Source organism: Paenibacillus tyrphae (assembly GCF_024158745.1).
Lineage (GTDB): Bacteria > Bacillota > Bacilli > Paenibacillales > NBRC-103111 > Paenibacillus_G > Paenibacillus_G tyrfis_A.
On sequence record NZ_JAMZAW010000006.1, the window covers coordinates 188,319 to 203,726 of the forward strand.

General features: G+C 56.1%; 14 protein-coding genes. 7 read left to right on the plus strand and 7 right to left on the minus strand.

The window, feature by feature from the left end; translation table 11 throughout:
* The first annotated feature begins 37 nt into the window (after nucleotides 1-37).
* The 5 genes from NI000_RS36730 (at nucleotide 38) to NI000_RS11280 (ending at nucleotide 4,956) form a co-directional block, all read left to right on the plus strand.
* Complete coding sequence (locus tag NI000_RS36730) at nucleotides 38-166, plus strand: hypothetical protein (RefSeq protein ID WP_272948128.1); 129 nt, start codon at nucleotides 38-40, stop codon at nucleotides 164-166.
* Between the two features lie 181 nt (nucleotides 167-347).
* Complete coding sequence (locus NI000_RS11265; protein WP_253410514.1) at nucleotides 348-1,640, plus strand: radical SAM/SPASM domain-containing protein; 1,293 nt, start codon at nucleotides 348-350, stop codon at nucleotides 1,638-1,640.
* A gap of 25 nt (nucleotides 1,641-1,665) precedes the next feature.
* The gene (locus NI000_RS11270; RefSeq protein ID WP_301292445.1) at nucleotides 1,666-2,895 is read left to right on the plus strand and encodes an MFS transporter; all 1,230 of its coding nucleotides are present in this window, start codon (nucleotides 1,666-1,668) and stop codon (nucleotides 2,893-2,895) included.
* Nucleotides 2,896-3,272: 377 nt separating this feature from the next.
* Nucleotides 3,273-3,836, plus strand: coding sequence for an HNH endonuclease (locus NI000_RS11275; protein WP_253410518.1), 564 nt, complete (start codon nucleotides 3,273-3,275; stop codon nucleotides 3,834-3,836).
* A 145-nt stretch (nucleotides 3,837-3,981) separates the two neighbouring features.
* Nucleotides 3,982-4,956, plus strand: coding sequence for a YihY/virulence factor BrkB family protein (locus NI000_RS11280; RefSeq protein ID WP_253410520.1), 975 nt, complete (start codon nucleotides 3,982-3,984; stop codon nucleotides 4,954-4,956).
* Here NI000_RS11280 and NI000_RS11285 read toward each other — a convergent pair.
* The 4 genes from NI000_RS11285 to NI000_RS11300 are packed head-to-tail and all read right to left on the minus strand — an operon-like array spanning nucleotide 4,953 to nucleotide 10,350.
* Nucleotides 4,953-5,177: a hypothetical protein gene (locus tag NI000_RS11285; RefSeq protein WP_253410522.1), complete on the minus strand. Its 225-nt coding sequence runs from the start codon at nucleotides 5,175-5,177 to the stop codon at nucleotides 4,953-4,955. The two genes, NI000_RS11280 and NI000_RS11285, sit on opposite strands and share 4 nt — an antisense overlap.
* A gap of 3 nt (nucleotides 5,178-5,180) precedes the next feature.
* Nucleotides 5,181-5,366 (minus strand): hypothetical protein, encoded by a 186-nt coding sequence (locus NI000_RS11290; RefSeq protein ID WP_253410524.1) that lies wholly within the window; start codon nucleotides 5,364-5,366, stop codon nucleotides 5,181-5,183.
* Nucleotides 5,356-5,664 (minus strand): DUF5132 domain-containing protein, encoded by a 309-nt coding sequence (locus NI000_RS11295; protein WP_253410526.1) that lies wholly within the window; start codon nucleotides 5,662-5,664, stop codon nucleotides 5,356-5,358. The genes NI000_RS11290 and NI000_RS11295 overlap by 11 nt, the downstream gene beginning before the upstream one ends.
* 27 nt (nucleotides 5,665-5,691) lie before the next feature.
* A complete protein-coding gene (locus NI000_RS11300; protein ID WP_253410528.1) occupies nucleotides 5,692-10,350 on the minus strand; it encodes a cation-translocating P-type ATPase in 4,659 nt (1,552 codons plus the stop codon).
* Between the two features lie 153 nt (nucleotides 10,351-10,503).
* Here NI000_RS11300 and NI000_RS11305 point away from each other — a divergent pair, with 153 nt between their 5' ends.
* Nucleotides 10,504-10,668 carry a hypothetical protein gene (locus NI000_RS11305; RefSeq protein ID WP_253410529.1) on the plus strand — a complete coding sequence of 55 codons (165 nt, stop codon included), beginning with the start codon at nucleotides 10,504-10,506 and terminating at the stop codon, nucleotides 10,666-10,668.
* Nucleotides 10,669-10,775: 107 nt separating this feature from the next.
* On the plus strand, nucleotides 10,776-11,120 hold the full coding sequence (locus tag NI000_RS11310; protein ID WP_253410531.1) for a hypothetical protein: 345 nt from the start codon (nucleotides 10,776-10,778) through the stop codon (nucleotides 11,118-11,120).
* 46 nt (nucleotides 11,121-11,166) lie between these two features.
* Here the strand turns inward: NI000_RS11310 and NI000_RS11315 are convergent, their stop codons facing one another.
* The 3 genes from NI000_RS11315 to NI000_RS11325 all read right to left on the minus strand — a co-directional run bounded on the left by NI000_RS11315 (nucleotide 11,167) and on the right by NI000_RS11325 (nucleotide 15,228).
* Nucleotides 11,167-12,195 carry a phosphotransferase enzyme family protein gene (locus NI000_RS11315; protein WP_253410533.1) on the minus strand — a complete coding sequence of 343 codons (1,029 nt, stop codon included), beginning with the start codon at nucleotides 12,193-12,195 and terminating at the stop codon, nucleotides 11,167-11,169.
* A gap of 143 nt (nucleotides 12,196-12,338) precedes the next feature.
* Nucleotides 12,339-14,270 carry a hypothetical protein gene (locus NI000_RS11320; RefSeq protein ID WP_253410535.1) on the minus strand — a complete coding sequence of 644 codons (1,932 nt, stop codon included), beginning with the start codon at nucleotides 14,268-14,270 and terminating at the stop codon, nucleotides 12,339-12,341.
* Nucleotides 14,271-14,289: 19 nt separating this feature from the next.
* Nucleotides 14,290-15,228, minus strand: a complete 939-nt coding sequence (locus tag NI000_RS11325) for a hypothetical protein (RefSeq protein ID WP_253410536.1) — start codon at nucleotides 15,226-15,228, stop codon at nucleotides 14,290-14,292.
* Between the last annotated feature and the right edge of the window lie 180 nt (nucleotides 15,229-15,408).

Here is a 15,408-nt window from a genome sequence, read left to right on the forward strand (position 1 = left end):
ATCCGTCTTTTTCTTCCATGAAAGGAGGTGATATCATATGAAAATGGAAAATGCTGTAGTTTTTCATGGCGTAGACGTATTGGACGAAGCTGTGGATTTGGCGGAATTGTCTTCGATTATTGATGACAAAGAAAGCGATGCGAATGACAACTGTAACGGTTGCTAGTTAACGGTCGCTAGGTAACGACAGAGCTGGAGACATTCGTTTCCAGCTCTTCTAACTCTTAAATAGGGCGGTGAATGAAATGGAGCCATTTACAGTACTGCCACAACGCAAAAGTCCAACCAAAAGTACTCGTTATCGTGCCTCTCGTTACAACATTAAAGCGGTGGAGCCCGATGGAAGCATGTACATCACGAATACGATGTCAGGCGCATTTATGCATATCTCGGCCGAGCAGGTTCCCTATGTCGATCAACTGCTCAAGCTTGGTGCGGATGAACCGTTGGAGGGGGGGGCCGCCGTCCTCAAGAAGCAAGGCTTTATCGTCCGCGAGGATATCAACGAGTTTTTTCGCGCCCGCATGCTGCACGAAATGATCGGAAGAAGCGAGCAGAAGCTCAGACTCATCTTTTTGACGACCGAACAGTGCAATTTCCGGTGCAAATACTGTTATGAAAAATTTGAAAAAGGCAAGCTGCAGCCGGAGGTCATTCAAGGAGTCAAAAACTTCCTCCAGCACAAGGTCCGTTTTCTTAACCATTTGCAAATGAGCTGGTTTGGAGGCGAACCCCTCCTTGCGCTTGACGCTATAGAAGAAATATCGCAGCACGTGATCCCCCTGTGCGACGAGTACGGGGTTAACTACCGGTCCAACATGACCACGAATGCGTACCTGTTAACGAAAAAAAATATCGAGCGGCTGTTTGCCTGTCGTGTATTTACTTTCCAAATTACGCTGGACGGCGATGCCGAGCAGCATAACGCCAACCGGTACTTGCAAAACGGCGCCCCCACGTTTGAAACGATTTTTCAAAACCTGCTGCACCTCAAGGAACGCCCCGAACCGTTCCGCTGTAAGATCCGCATTAACTTTGACCAGACGAACGTGCATCAGATTCCGAGCTTTATCCGAAAGCTCCGTGCGCATTTCGGAGAGGATCCGCGGTTCCGCATCGATTATTTCCCCATCGGCAAATGGGGGGGAGAGAACGACGAGAATCTGGAAGTGTTGTCGCTTAAGGAATCGGTTAAGCATCAGTTGGACTTGTGCACGATGGGTTTGGAAGAAGGGCTTAACAATGACTTGGAAGACATTTTGAAGCCGGGTGGCTACGTTTGCTATGCGGCCAAATCCAATTCCTTTGTCATTGGTTCGGACGGCATCGTATACAAATGCACCGTGGCCTTGTACAACGAGAACAATCAAATCGGGCGCATCACGCCGGACGGACAAATGCAGCTTGATGCCGACAAGCACGCGCTGTGGATTATGAACGACGAGTCGGAGGATTCCGGCTGTAAATCCTGCTTCCTGCGCCCCTCCTGTCAAGGCGCGTCCTGTCCGCTCGTGCGGATCGAGAAGGGGGTAGCCCCCTGTCCCCCGTTAAAGTCCAAAATTAAAGACGTCATCCGGATCGTCGGCAAAGAAAAACGTAAAATGGCGGTGCAAAGGCAGGCCACTTCCGCAAACGCGTAGCATGCGTGAGAAAGGGAAGTAACCCATGCTCAACAAAAATTTCTTGGCCTTTGTCGCGTGTGGAATGGTAAGCAGCATCGGGGACTTGCTTTACTTTTTTGTATTTTCCTGGTATATCGCTTCGGCGACTCATTCCGTTCAATATATGGGGACGATTATGCTGGTCAGCGGGATCACCCAATTTGCGGCCAGCATATTTTGCGGGGCCTGGGTCGACGTATGGGGAGCCAAAAAAATCATCGCCGTCTCCAATGTGATACGCGCGCTCCTCATGATTGGACTGATGCTTGTGAGCATGGCCCAGGCCCCGTCCTTGTATGTGCTTCTGCTGATCGCTATCGCTTTTGCCATCACGGATGCCAGCTTTTATCCTGCGGTAGAAACGATCAAGCCTCAGCTTGTGTCCGAGGATCACTTAAGCCGAATGAACGGCGTGTGGTACACCCTTGCCCGCGTCTTGTCCCTGATTGCCCCCTCCATCAGCGCACTATGCATGAATCTGCTCGGCATTCAAGCTTCCTTTCTTTGTATGGCCGGATGCTATACGGCATCGGCACTGCTTCTTCTCTTCGTTCGTATTCAAAAGGTACAAACCGAACCTAAACCGGAATCCGGCAAATGGAAGCATTATACGCAAAGCCTTACGGAGGGCTGGGTCTTTATTCGGAACAGCCGAATGATGATGACGCTCCTATGGCTTATTTTTTGTGTAAATATCGGGGCGAACAGCAACGGCTTGCTGCTTCCGTTTCTAATGAAAAGCATGAACTGGGATGCGCAGCATATGTCGTATATTTATACTTGGCAGGCCGCTGCCGGGATCGTCTGCGGGAGTTTATTGTCGGTGAAAAGCGTGAAGCAGCCGTCTTTTCTATATGTACTGCTCGGATTTTTGGGCCAGGGATTGGCGATTTTAACGGTATGCTTTACTTCGACCCTTGTATTTTTGTGTCTAAACTTCGCGTGGCTGAGCGTATGTACGGCGTTGGTCAACATTTTTATCCGCACGATGATGCAAAAAGAAGTGCCCAGCCGCTACATGGCGCGGGTCGGCAGTCTGTTTGCAGCGATTAGCATGACTTCTACGCCGTTGTCCCGTTTTTTTACCGGTTTTCTGACCGACCGCCTCGGGGTCAGACAGATGTACTTTTGGGCAGGCGCATTTGAGGTTATCGTGGTCGCTGTGTTTTTCATGCTCTATAAACAAATTACCACGCAGCCCGGCGTGAAATCGCAAACGGAGGTTAGCGGGTAGGCCGGAGGCCGAATAGAGTGTTGAGAAAGCGGTTTTGACTGAAATAGAGAAACATACGTAGGTGGGGTATCCACTGGAGAAGCGATAGCGTCCGCCTTTGTCTTCGGGAAATGTCCGCTACTAAGCGGCTTCCAATCAAAATTTCCCGATGACAACAGCGGTCGGAAGTGGATACCCCACCCATTCGTACACCTCTATTACTTCAATATAACCACTTGCTCAACAATCACCCGGAGAGGGACTCTCCGGCTTTTTTTGCGCCGTTAATGATGCACAGGATCAACGATAAGGTCCGTTAAAGAATGGAACATGCGGAAATCCCGGCAAACCTGTTATACTAGACCTTAGCGATGTCAGACGAAAAGAAGAGGAACAACATGACTGGAGCCTACTGCAGCCTGTACAAAGCGTGCAAACGCTGCGGACAAAGCAAATATTACCGGCAGTTCCCGCCCCGGGGCGGCCGGAAAGGAAGCGGAGCATCCCGCAAAAGCGTATGCCGCAAATGCGAGCGGCGCAAGCCGGCCGCGCAAGTCCCGCAAGCGCCCCCGATACCTCGCGCGGCGAAGCTGCTAAGACAAGACAGGCAGGGCATGATTCGCATGAAGGGGAAGAGCAACAACGGCAGGCCGTGGATGCAAGAGATCGAATGGAGCCTCGCGGTGCTGCTGGTGGAGGAACAGGCGGCCGTTGTCGTGACGCCATACATGATTCGTCGGCTGTACAGCAATGATGATTTCCGGACTATGATTATGACCAGGGATCGTTATACGTGCCGCTATTGCGGCGGATACGGCGATACGATCGACCATATCGTCCCGAAATCGAAAGGCGGCCATACGACGCCGGTGAACTGCGTATGCTCCTGTTATGCATGCAACCAGAGCAAGGCCGACCAAGATGCCGCCGGGTTTATGGAGAAGCAGCGTTCCCCCGTCTGATTCCGCAAGTGCCGGCCGCGGTACGGGACAAGGACAGGCCTGGGACCCCGGTTCTGCACTCTTGATTCAGCGAAGGTCCTTTACGGTTAAGTAACTATCCAAGCAAAGACTTTCCAAGCTTACGCAGCGGAAGGAGGCTGGGATGATGGCGAGAACCGTAGAGCCTCGGGATCGGAAGGGGGCTTCGTTCAGCGGGACCCGAATTGACAGCGCTTCACGGACGTCCTTCGGACGGAGGAAAAGGCGGATGGGCTGCGCGGCCTTTTTGGTTCAGCTGTACTGCCGCTTTCAAGACGACGAGGTGCCCGCATTGGGGGCACAGCTTACGTATTATTTGATTTTGGCTTTCTTTCCTTTTCTAATTTTCGTCATTGCACTCCTCGGCTTCACCGAGATTTCGGCATCGGAGGTCATCGACAGCATGGCCCGCATGATGCCGGATCTGTCGAGCCGGGCGGTTGCGAACGCGTTCGAGGAAATTCAACGGTCGCGCAGCGGCTCCGTGCTTTCCATCGGATTGCTTGCCGCCTTGTGGTCGGCCTCCAATGGCATCGGCGCGGTGATGAAGGCGTTGAACAAGGCGTATGACGAGGAAGAGAGCCGTCCGTTCTGGAAGGTCAAAGGGATTTCCATCCTGTTTACCTTAGTTCTAGCGATTGTCGTTTTGTTCACATTCGTGCTGCTAATCTTCGGCAAGATCGTCGGGGCCTCGGTTTACAAATTTGTACATTTCCCGGGAAATTTCGATTTGCTGTGGGGATTTATCCAATATGCGATTCCGCTCGTCACGATCGCTGTCGTATTCGTCCTCTTATACCGCTACACGCCGAATTTGCGGCTGACGTTCCGCGAAGTGCTGCCCGGCGCTTTATTCGCCACGGCCGGATGGATCGCCGCTTCGCTGCTATTTTCCTACTATGTCAATCATTTCGGCAGCTATACGAAAACGTACGGCAGCATCGGCGGTATCATCGTGCTTTTGACGTGGCTGTATTTGTCCAGCATCGTGATGATTCTGGGCGGCGAGATCAACGCCACGCTTCACTTTGACCGTCATGGCAAACGAAAGCCTTCGTGTAAGCCGTTCGGCTTTACGCTGCGATCGGACCGACGAGCTTAGCGAATACGCGGGAAAGCGACCCAACTCCACAGGTTGAGCTTGGATTGCTTTCCCTTTTCCCGGACCTGCTGAAAAAATTCCCCTAAAAATCGTTCCCACTGCTGTCCCACTTCTTTTTTTGCCGCCGCGTCCGCTTGGACGTGAAGAATGCTTTTATTCAGCGCCGCGCCCAAATGGGACAGCGCTTCGCGCAAATGGAAATCGACAGAGGGTTCCTGCATGCTTCAAATCTCCTTTATTTCCGTTTCTCGATGGCCGTCTCCGATCAGAAAGGCGAAAAAATGCCCCCATTGCTCCGACATCGATTGGTGCGCTTCCTCGTTGAAAGCTTGTAACTTGGTCACGGTTAAGGCTTGCTCCAGATGGAGCCGCGCCTGTTTCAAGTGAAATTCGACAGAGTCATCTTTCAAGCGCAGTTTCCCCCGCCTCGCTGCCGGACAGCACCGGTCCGAACTCGTCCCCGGAAGAGGCGATTTCGAGGTCCAGCTTTTTTTTCATGCGCTCGAACTGAGCTTCCGCGACGATATCTTCCAGCTCCTCCCGAGCCCGCTGCAAGGACGAACGGGCTGCGCCCGCCGCGCTCCGCAGGCCTTGGTAACCCGCCTCGGCAACGGGAAGCAGCGTGGTTTTGACAACGGGAAGGAGCGCCGACGCCGCAAACGCAAGCGCGGCGCCTACCAGCCATTTCTCGATCTGTTGTTCTCTCATGATTCTTACCTCCGAATGGGCAGCAAGCTATGCGACGATGGCCGTCTGCATTTGTCGAACCGGATTCGGTGCCGCTTGGCGTCCCGATTCGACCCAGGCCACGATCGGCTTCGACAGCAGCGTTACCGAGCCGGCAACGGCAAGCACCGGGATCCAGTGGCTCCATGCGATCGGGGCTGCATGGAAGAAGCGGGCCACCGGCGGTATATACAGCGCGGCGAGCAGCGAGAGCCACGATACGGCCAGCGCTCCGACCAGAAAGCGGTCCCGGCTCCAATCCTTGACCGACTCGGTCGAGCCCTCCTGCCGCCACGAGAACGTCTGCATGAGCTGGCCCGACACCAGCGTGGCAAAAGCAATGCTCCGGGCTGCCGGGAGAGGAATTCCGGACGCAAGGCTTGCCGCGAACAGTCCAAGGGAGCCTAAGCCGAGCAGTGCGCCGCGCGTGAAGACTTTACGAAACAGATTGCCGTCGGCAATTTCGACACGCTCCGTCAGCTTCGTTTTATTCCCGGGATTGACGGCCAGAATCATGGCAGGCAGCGCATCCGTGATCAGGTTCATAAGCAGAATCTGTACGGGGACGAGGGGCAGCGGCATGCCCAGAATAACCGCCGTGCTCGACACGATGACTTCCGCCAGATTGCCGGTGAGCAGGCAGCCGAGCGCCTTACGGATGTTGCCCATAATCGTCCGGCCTTCCTTTACGGCCTCGACAATCGTGCCGAAATCGTCTTCCTTCAGCACCATATCCGCCGTTTGCTTCGTCACCTCGGTGCCGGTTCTTCCCATCGCGATACCGACATTGGCTTGCTTGATGGCGGGCGTGTCGTTAATCCCGTCCCCCGTCATCGCCACCAGGTGGCCGCGCTGTTGAAAAGCGCGCACGATGCGCAGCTTATGCTCCGGCGAAACTCGGGCATAAATGGCGGTATGCTCGACCGCTTCTTGGAGCTCTTCGTCGGTCATCCGGTCGAGCTCATGGCCCGAGAGCACCCGCTGCGAGCCGTCGTACATGCCGAGCTGTTTGGCGATCGAAATGGCCGTGATCGGATGGTCGCCTGTAATCATAACCGGCTTGACGCCGAGCGACAGCGCTTCTTGGATGCTGTGCGCCGCCTCCGGCTTCGGCGGGTCCATCATGCCGACCATACCGACGAAAATCATGTCCCGCTCGTCCGGCTCGGGAAGTTCTCCATCCGTGAGCGGACGATAGGCGAAACCGAGCACGCGCAGCGCTTCGCCCGACAGCTTCCCGTTCTGCTCCAAAATGATTCGTTTGCGTTCTTCCGTCAGTTCGAGCAGTTGGCCATCCGACTGAACTTGGCTGCAGCGCTGTAAGAGCATCTCTACAGCCCCTTTGGTGAAAACATAGCAGTTCCGGGATTTGGTCACGGCCGTATCCTTGCACACGACGCTCATCTTGCCGGTGCTTGAATCGAAAGGAATTTCTTTGCCGCGATGCCACTGCCGCATGGTTTCCGGATGTATGCCCGCTTTGGCGGCAAAAGCAAGGAGCGCACCTTCGGTCGGATCGCCCTTGACGGTCCAATGTCCTTCGTCGTCCTGCTCTAGCTTGGCATTGTTGCACAGCATGCTGATTTGCAGGATGCGGGCCAGCTCAGGCTGCTGGGGGCTCTGTTCGAGTGCCGCGGCTGCCCGGGCTGAGACGGCCGTACGGCGAATTTCCCCGGACGGGGCGTACCCGGTACCGCCCACCTCCCAGCTCCGGCTCAACGAGACGACGTGTCGGACGGTCATTTCGTTTTTGGTCAGCGTTCCGGTTTTGTCGGAGCAGATGACCGTCGTCCGGCCGAGCGTTTCCAGAGCGGACAGCTTTCGGACGAGCGCCTGCTTTCGGGCCATTCGGAAGATGCCGGCGCTGAGCGCGATCGTAATGGTTACGGGCAGCCCTTCGGGTATGGCCGAAGCCGCGAGCGCGATGGACGTAGAGACCATCTGCGTCAGCGGAATGCCCCGCAGCAGTCCCGTGACGAACACGATGCCGCAGGCGAACAACGCTCCTTTAATGAATTTTTTGCTGATGGAGGTGACCTGCCGCTGCAGCGGTGTCAGTTCTTTTTCATCGCTCTGCAGCAAGGACATGAGACGGCCCATTTCCGTATGCAGGCCGGTCTGGACGACGACACCGGTCGCTTTGCCCCGGGTAACATCGGTTCCCATATAGATCATATTGGAGCGTTCCGCCAGCGGGAGCGCTCCGTCGACGGGGGCTTCCTGTTTCGGGACAGGGACCGATTCTCCCGTCAACGCTGCTTCGCTGACCTGTAAGTTATACGATTCGACCAACCGGATATCGGCCGGTACGCGGTCGCCGGCCTCCAACTGCACGATATCGCCGGGGACGAGCTCCAGCGCGGAGATCTCTTCCAGCATGCCGTTACGGAGCACCTTACAGGTCGGGGGCTGGTACCGGTTGAGCGATTCGATGACTTGTTCCGCTTTGCGCTCCTGCATCGTGCCGACTGCCGCATTGGCGAGCAGCACCGCCCCCATGGCAATACCGTCGTACAGACCGCCGGTAAAAAACGACAAAGCCGTCGTCCCAAGGAGGATTAAGGTTGTAAACTCTTTGAACTGTCCCAAAAAGGAGACGATCCAAGGCGCCGGCGGTCGTGCTTCCAAATGATTGCTACCGTGAGCGCATCGCATCGCACGAACCTGTTTCGCATTGAGCCCGCGCCCGGTATCGGTGCCATAATGGCTGACGGCCCGCTCCCACGGAGCCTCGTGCCACAGAACGGGCGCCGCCTCTGCCGCAGCAGCCGCTTCGCCGTGGCCTGTCGTAAGCTGGGGCAGAGCCGCCCGCTCGCTCGTTTGCCGGAAAGCGGACATAAACGCCAACGAAAGGGCGTCGGAAGCCAAATTGACGAGCGGCGCACGAATGAAGCCGAGCGCCGCCATAGCGGAGCCGAGCATGTTCCAGATCGCGGTAAGCCGGTAATTCCGGTGTACGCTGCGGTCCATGCGGCCGGCCAGTTCCAGCGTCCGCGGAAGCTCGGACAACTGCTGCACCGTGATCGATGGAATGCCGTATTCCCGGCACAGGGCATGAACCGGCGAGGTATCGCCACAGGTTACCAGCAATGCGTTCTCTCCACGCGGAACGCCGGCTGCCAATCGTTCGGCCCATTCGCCCGGCTGAAGCGATAGCCAGTCCGTATCGAGACCATGCCGCTCCAGCAACGGGATGTCCGTCCCTTCGCTGCAGCTTAAGGCTCCGACCGACCAGCCTTGCGCTTTCAATTCGCGAATCAAAGGGGTGTGCGCCGAATGAAGCTGTCGCTTCTTGCTCAATAATCCGATGCAGGTTCCCCCGCTGCTTTCGGCCTTAACCCCGACGAAGAGCACGTCCGAGCCGTGCCTCGCCAATCTCTTAGCCTCCAGCTCGTACATTTCGCAGTCGATGCCCTGCTTCTGGCAGTAGGCATAGCTCCCGGCGAATACGCGGGCCCCGTTGATTTTACCCTGCAGGCCCTCCTCGGACTCTTCAACCTGAAACGCTTTCCGGAGGGTCCGGCACGTTCGTCTGGCTTTTTCCGATAGCTCGGCTTTCCACGAATGGCTGCTTTTTTCAAATAATGAGGCCGTTAAGCAAATGACTTTGTCTGCCGCCGTTTCTTTCGTCGAACATTGAATTTCCTCGTTTTCAACCCGATAGAGCGCCGAAGCATCCTCCAGGAGCAGCGTTTTCGTTCTTGCCAGCTTGGACAAGGAGCCGCTGTCCGGCAGCAAGGCTCGATTTTCGGCGCACACAAGCTCCGCCTGCTGCCAGCCGTATTCCGCCGGAATGAATGCCGGTCTGGGGTTGGCGGCAAGCAGTACCGCAACCGCGCGCAGAGGGTCGCGCGTGAGCGCAAGAGTCGCTCCGGCGCCGATCAGCCCCCACTTGTTGGCTTGCTCCGTATACCGCCGAATTTCAGGTGGAAGCACCGCCGGCGAGTGGTTCGCCGTCGACTGATTTCGCTTCCACTCCACATATTGCAGCAGGCTGATTCCCACCAAAACGATTAAATTTTCCCGCACCAAAGCAAGCGCTAACGCGCCGGTACCCAGAAGCAGGTCGGCGTTCCACTTGCGTTCCTTGGCAAAGCTCTGAAACCCTCGTCTCAGCAGCGGATAGCCCGTAATGACAGAGAGCCCGGCGGATAAATAAAAGGGAGCCGGACTGCGGGCCAAAGCCGATCTGCCAAGCAGCAGCTGCTTCGCACCGAGCACAGCGAGTCCGCCCATGCTGAGCGCAAGGGGAATAGGCATGCGGCCTGCAGCTTGCGCTGCGCATGACGCCCCGGGCAGATCTGCCGCGGCTGCGGCTTCCCGCTTGACGTACGATGCATCCGGGGAAGGGGAGGACTGCCCGCAAGTTGGAGGAGCATCATCGATCCGAAACGGTCCTGCGTCGGCGCAAGGCTGCGAAAGCTCCTCTTCCAGCCGTTCGATGCGTTCGAGGACTTGCTCCGCCTTAAGCTGCCGCTGATCGTATGTCAGAAGGACCCTGCCTGAAAGCGGGCAAGCGCGGACAAGGGTGATTCCGGTCCAGACCGAAAGCTTGGCCTGAATCCGCTGTGCCGTATCCGGATTGTTATGAAGACCGTAAAATTCGATGCGAATGCGTCCTGGCAGCATTCGAACAAACCGTCGATGTTTCAAGCTTTCCGTAGGCATACATACGCTCCTTGGGCTTCCTCGTTTTGGAGTCTAGGGCTGATTTTCGCTAGTATACACAGCCTTTGGCGATTTATGCAGCTCGTGTTCATGCATAATTTTTCGTCAATGTGGGATGATCTGTAGTACATTATTTTTTGAAAGGGTGAGACCATGGCGAAGCTGCCGATCGGTTATGTACTTGCGGGTGCCGCGATGATGCTGGCATTTTCCCCGGGAGCCCGGAAAACGATGCGCAAATTTGCGGTGAAAGGGACGGAAGCCGTGTTGAATTTGACGGAGCAGGCCAAAGACACGGTGGAAGGTTTGCGGAAGTAAGCCGAGGGTCTGACAGAGGTTTTTTCTTTCGAGTGTTTTGAACGAGAGCAGGGCAAGCTAACAAAACGGCCATGCTATGGCCGGATGACTCGAAATGAGGTGGGATCATGTTTCAAAGCGGTTCCGTATGGACCGGACTGATTTCGGGCGGCTTGTCTCAAATACAGGATACAAATGCGCTGGCCAAAGGGCAGATGAAGACAAAGGAATATGCTGTGCAAACCGTAGAAAATGTGACGGGGGCCGTCGGCGTTATGGCCGGGGTAGAGTACGGCGCGATGCTCGGGTCAACCGTGCTTCCGGGCTTCGGAACAGCGGTCGGAGCGGTGCTGGGCGGACTTGTTGGCAGCTCGGTCGGGCGCAGCGTCGGCCATCGGGCCGGGGACGCCTTGGTCAACAATCGGATGGTCCAAGGCACGCTTCAGCCCGTGCAGCCGCAGCAGAATCAGTAAAAAGGAAAACCGGGAGACGGACTCCCGGTTTCTGCATGAACGGAGGTTACAACGCCGTTCGGCGGTAATCTTTTTTTAAGTATAAAATCATGTTTTTTAGCTCCCGATTCACCTGCTTCGTATTTCCCGCCTTGATCTCTCCGAGCACTTCATCCACCTGATAGCAGGCAAACGCCCTGCGCAAACCGATCAAGTCGTTCAGCACGCTCCGTTCCTGCATGCTCAGAGGACGGCTCCGCTCATAGCCGGCCATCAGGGCACCCAAGTATCGATTCCCTGCGGCTTCGGAGGTTTCCGCGTTTTCCTTATCCGCCGCATAAGCCAGAAACGACGCTTCCCCCGCCAAATGGCCGACAAAGACGTCGGTTCCCGCAAGATGAAAATCAATCACGCCGCACAGACGTCCGTTTTCGTCCACAAGCAAATTGTTTAAAGAAAAATCTCCTTGCACCGGACCGCCTGGCAGTTCGGGCCAGCTTGTCCGCAGCTTGAGGCGTCTTTCCCTGTACAGGGCGAACAACTCCCGTACCAGCAGCGGTTCCGCGCCGCTAGTCTGGAGCGTCATTTCCAAGGCTTGGGCATCTTGGTCCAGCTCGTCTTCCGAGCCGAACAGGCTCCACGGGCTCTCGGAGGTAAAAGGGATCGGTGCGAGTGCCTGACCGGCAATCCGATGCATCGCTCCAAGCCATTCGCCCGCTTGTTCGGCGAGGCCGATTGTCAAGCTTTCCGCTTCTTTTCCCGGCAGCCAGGTTTCCACGGTGGTCCAAACCTCGCATCCTTTCCGCGATAAAATCAGGTAAGGACGTCCGTCGCTTCCGTACAAGCGCGTCGGGACATTCAGTCCGCCGCCGGAAAGCAGCTCGCACAAGGAGGCTTGCCCTGCAAGGTCCTCCAAGGTCGAATAGGAGTTGGACATCATCCGCACGGCATAGCTCTGTCCGTCGGACGTCGTTGCTTTAAAAATAATGCGCAGGTCGTCCGGCTCTTCTTCGTGCTGCACTCGGCGCAAGCCGGCGAACGCCGGCAATTGAAAATGATCCCGTATTTTGTTCAGCAAAGCTTCGTCATCGAACACGATCCTTCAAACTCCGATCCTCAAATTGATATACTCCTCATACGGAAAAGCCCGGTCATTTGTTGCAGCATGGAACTAAATAAAGGGAAGACCCCGCCTCCAAAGGCGAAAAATCTTCCCTTTTTAAACGCCGAATGGTCGGCTTACGCCTCTTCGTCCTGAACGAGCGACGATACTTGCACGACGTAAGCTTTAACCGTCTTGTTTCCTTGCTTCAAATCCTCGGTGGAAGTGTACGTGCCCGTGACGACCGCCGGCCCGGTGCCGAACTTGAATTTGCCGGTCAACACGATGTACAGATCGTCGAACTTGACGATGGCCCGATTGTCCGCAACCGATTGGATGTCGCATTGGAACACGACCTTCGCGTTTTTGTACTTCGGCAGCTCGTTGGCCGTAATGCTTTTGACCTCTTTCGCGCCTTCCTTGGCATCCTTAACCGAGCTATCTTTCGGATCTTTTTTGTCCCCGTCCTGCTTCACGTCGCTGTTTCCATTCGTGACAGCGTTGTTCCCGTTTTCTTCGGACTTGGCGAAGACATACCGTCCGCTGCGGTATTCGTAGATCGCTTTCGCCCCGGATTGGGAGCCTGTAGATTCCGTTCCGTTCTTGTCCGTACTGTTCTTGTCAGTACCGTTCTTCTCCGGCCGTTCAGGCACCGGATTATCGGCGCTTACGACACCCGGACGCACCGATTCCAGCTTATCGGCCTCCAGATCGAGAATCGGCTTAAGCTCGGACCCGTGCGCTTCGAACACGACATAGCGGGCCTTTCGCTTTTTGGAAGCCGCTTCGAGCAGCAGCACGGGCTGTCCTTCCGGGCTGAGCTCGTCAGCCGGGCGAATCGCTTTGACAGCGGTCAGGTCACCCGGAATCGCTCCTTCTACGACCTCGATGCGCTGGTCTGAGAACAAGCGGACGAGCACGAGCTTTTTCTTGTCCGTAATGGCGGCCGCTGCCGTTTGCGCGCCGTTCGTCCCTTTCAGACTCGTGGCGGCGGTGAGGGCGCCTTCGATGCCGGCCTTTTGGAGCAACACGGCCGGATCGCTTTCCAACCGGCGCTGATCGAGCGCCTGCAGTTCTTTGGACGTGTCGCGGTACGCGCCGAGCGTTTTGTACAGCTCGCCCGCTTCCGCATACTTTTTCGCGGCAATCAGCTGCTCCGCCCGGGCCAATCGGCCGTTCACCACCGTTTGGATATATCCGTTCAGCTTGCTGTTGTTGCCGAAGAGCTCCTTATAGGACTGCACGGTTTTGGCAGCGGCCAGAAAGCCGCCCAGATCGTTTTTCTCCAGCTTGGCCAGCGTGTCCTGAGTCGTCTTCTCAAGTTTTGCAGCGACCCAAGGAGCCTCCCAGCCCCGATCCTTATAAAATTTTTGCAGCCCTTCGCCTTCCTTCAACATTTCGTCCAGCGATTTGGATTTGACGAGTGCGTCCAGGCGGCCTTGATCGTATTTTTGCAGCAGCGGGTTCAACGCTTTCCGCTTCGCCGCTTCGTCTTTATAATAGACCGCGGGAATTTGCAGCAGGAAGCCGACAGCGGTGTCGGCGTCGAATTTTTTCTTGGCGACGGCGCCTTCGACGCTCTGGATCAGCGCCGTCTTGACCGAGCCGAACGCTTCCGCGAAGCGCTGGTCGATATTGTAGGACGCCGCCGTTTCCGCGAACCGCTTCTGCGACCCTTCGTCCAGCTTGGCAACTTGCGATTTTGCGCCTTGATACGAGTCGTACGCTTTCACCAAGCTGCCGGCATCGTTTACGGCAACGGCCGACGCGATCTGGTCGGTCAGGGACGAGAACAGCCGCTTCGCTTGCGTAACCGGCTGAAGAGCGCTGAGCGCCTGCTCCGTTTCCGCTTCTTTATAATCGACGAAGCCGATTTTTTGCGCCTTGAGGAGCAGCTCCTCGGCTTCGACCGCGTTGCCTGCGGCAAGCTGCGCTGCCGCCTGCTGGTAAAGCTCCGCTTTTTGCCACCAGGCGTAGACTTTGACGCCCGCCGCCAAGAGCAGGAGGACGAGGACGGCAATCGCAGCGTTTCTGTAACGGATAGACCGTTTATACGTAGAGATAGACATAGGCAGCCTCCTTTCCTTTCTACAGGATGCCTTGGAATTCCGGATCGAAGTCGTATTTCAGCTTCACGGCATCGCGCGCTTTCTGGGTCAGCTCGGGGTCGGCGTCCGGCTGCTCGGCAAGCAGCCGGCATAGCCGAAGCAGCCGTTCCTTCGGCAGCTCCTGGGCGTGGTCCAGCAGCAGGCTGCGGTATGCGTGCAAATTGGACTTCACGCGCAGCGCGGCTCCGGCCGCCGCCGTGAGAACGTCTCTTCCCTCGGGAAGCCTTTCGATCATGCCCCGGTATTTCATGACGTAGTCGAGCGCTTCGCGGGTAATGAGCTGAGGACGCACTTTGCCGATTTCATGCATGTATTCGATCACGTCTTTGTCAAAACGGTTCGGCAGAAGGGAGCTGAGCTCGAGGTCCATATCGCTGCGCAAAATAAATTTGTTCAGGCAGTATACCTTTAAAATTTTGATCGAGTCGTCTTGAATGAAATAACCGATCTCGCGGAACTTTTCATAGGCGGTCTTAAAGTCTTCCGCCCGGAGGTCGGCTTCCGCATCATCGATGTCGAGCAGCAGGCCTTCGCGAATTTTTTGCTGATCTTGCAGGAGTAAACGGCTTAGCGTACGTCTATATAAGATAGCCTCATAGCGCTTATGCAAAAAAACGAACAGCGCGAGCAGCAGAGCGGCACCGACGACGGACAAAATCATCTGCTCCGCGTTGCGGGCGAGCAGGAAGGCGAGGGCGCCGATCGCGCCGACGGCCAGCATGCCGGTCTGCCTGCGGTGCTTCAGAACCGCTCCGGCCTGCTCGGGGACGGCGCTGCGGCTTTGCTCGGCTTCGCACGAGAGGCAGCGGTCGTCCCATAGGCAAGAATACCGGCTGCAGCGCCGGCACTGCTGCAAGCGGTCAAACAAATGCGAGGTCGCCTGCGTTTTGCGGAATTGAACGGCGGTTTTAGTCGTCATGGCTTTCACCCTGATTTAATCTTGCCGCGAATGCGGCATCGATGTCTGCAAGCGGGACGTCTTGCTTCCGGCTATATGAGCAATACATAAAAAATGCTAGAAGAAACAGGGCTCCAAGAGCCAACACAGCTACGGTCAGCATGATTCTCTCCCCGGTATTTTCGAATTTGAAAGGCGATA

Coding starts and splice junctions, on each gene's coding strand:
- NI000_RS36730 (WP_272948128.1), top strand. CDS start 38: ATGAAAATGGAAAATGCTGTAGTTTTTCATGGCGTAGACGTATTGGAC.
- NI000_RS11265 (WP_253410514.1), top strand. CDS start 348: ATGTACATCACGAATACGATGTCAGGCGCATTTATGCATATCTCGGCC.
- NI000_RS11270 (WP_301292445.1), top strand. CDS start 1,666: ATGCTCAACAAAAATTTCTTGGCCTTTGTCGCGTGTGGAATGGTAAGC.
- NI000_RS11275 (WP_253410518.1), top strand. CDS start 3,273: ATGACTGGAGCCTACTGCAGCCTGTACAAAGCGTGCAAACGCTGCGGA.
- NI000_RS11280 (WP_253410520.1), top strand. CDS start 3,982: ATGGCGAGAACCGTAGAGCCTCGGGATCGGAAGGGGGCTTCGTTCAGC.
- NI000_RS11285 (WP_253410522.1), bottom strand. CDS start 5,177: ATGCAGGAACCCTCTGTCGATTTCCATTTGCGCGAAGCGCTGTCCCAT.
- NI000_RS11295 (WP_253410526.1), bottom strand. CDS start 5,664: ATGAGAGAACAACAGATCGAGAAATGGCTGGTAGGCGCCGCGCTTGCG.
- NI000_RS11300 (WP_253410528.1), bottom strand. CDS start 10,350: ATGCCTACGGAAAGCTTGAAACATCGACGGTTTGTTCGAATGCTGCCA.
- NI000_RS11305 (WP_253410529.1), top strand. CDS start 10,504: ATGGCGAAGCTGCCGATCGGTTATGTACTTGCGGGTGCCGCGATGATG.
- NI000_RS11310 (WP_253410531.1), top strand. CDS start 10,776: ATGTTTCAAAGCGGTTCCGTATGGACCGGACTGATTTCGGGCGGCTTG.
- NI000_RS11320 (WP_253410535.1), bottom strand. CDS start 14,270: ATGTCTATCTCTACGTATAAACGGTCTATCCGTTACAGAAACGCTGCG.
- NI000_RS11325 (WP_253410536.1), bottom strand. CDS start 15,228: ATGACGACTAAAACCGCCGTTCAATTCCGCAAAACGCAGGCGACCTCG.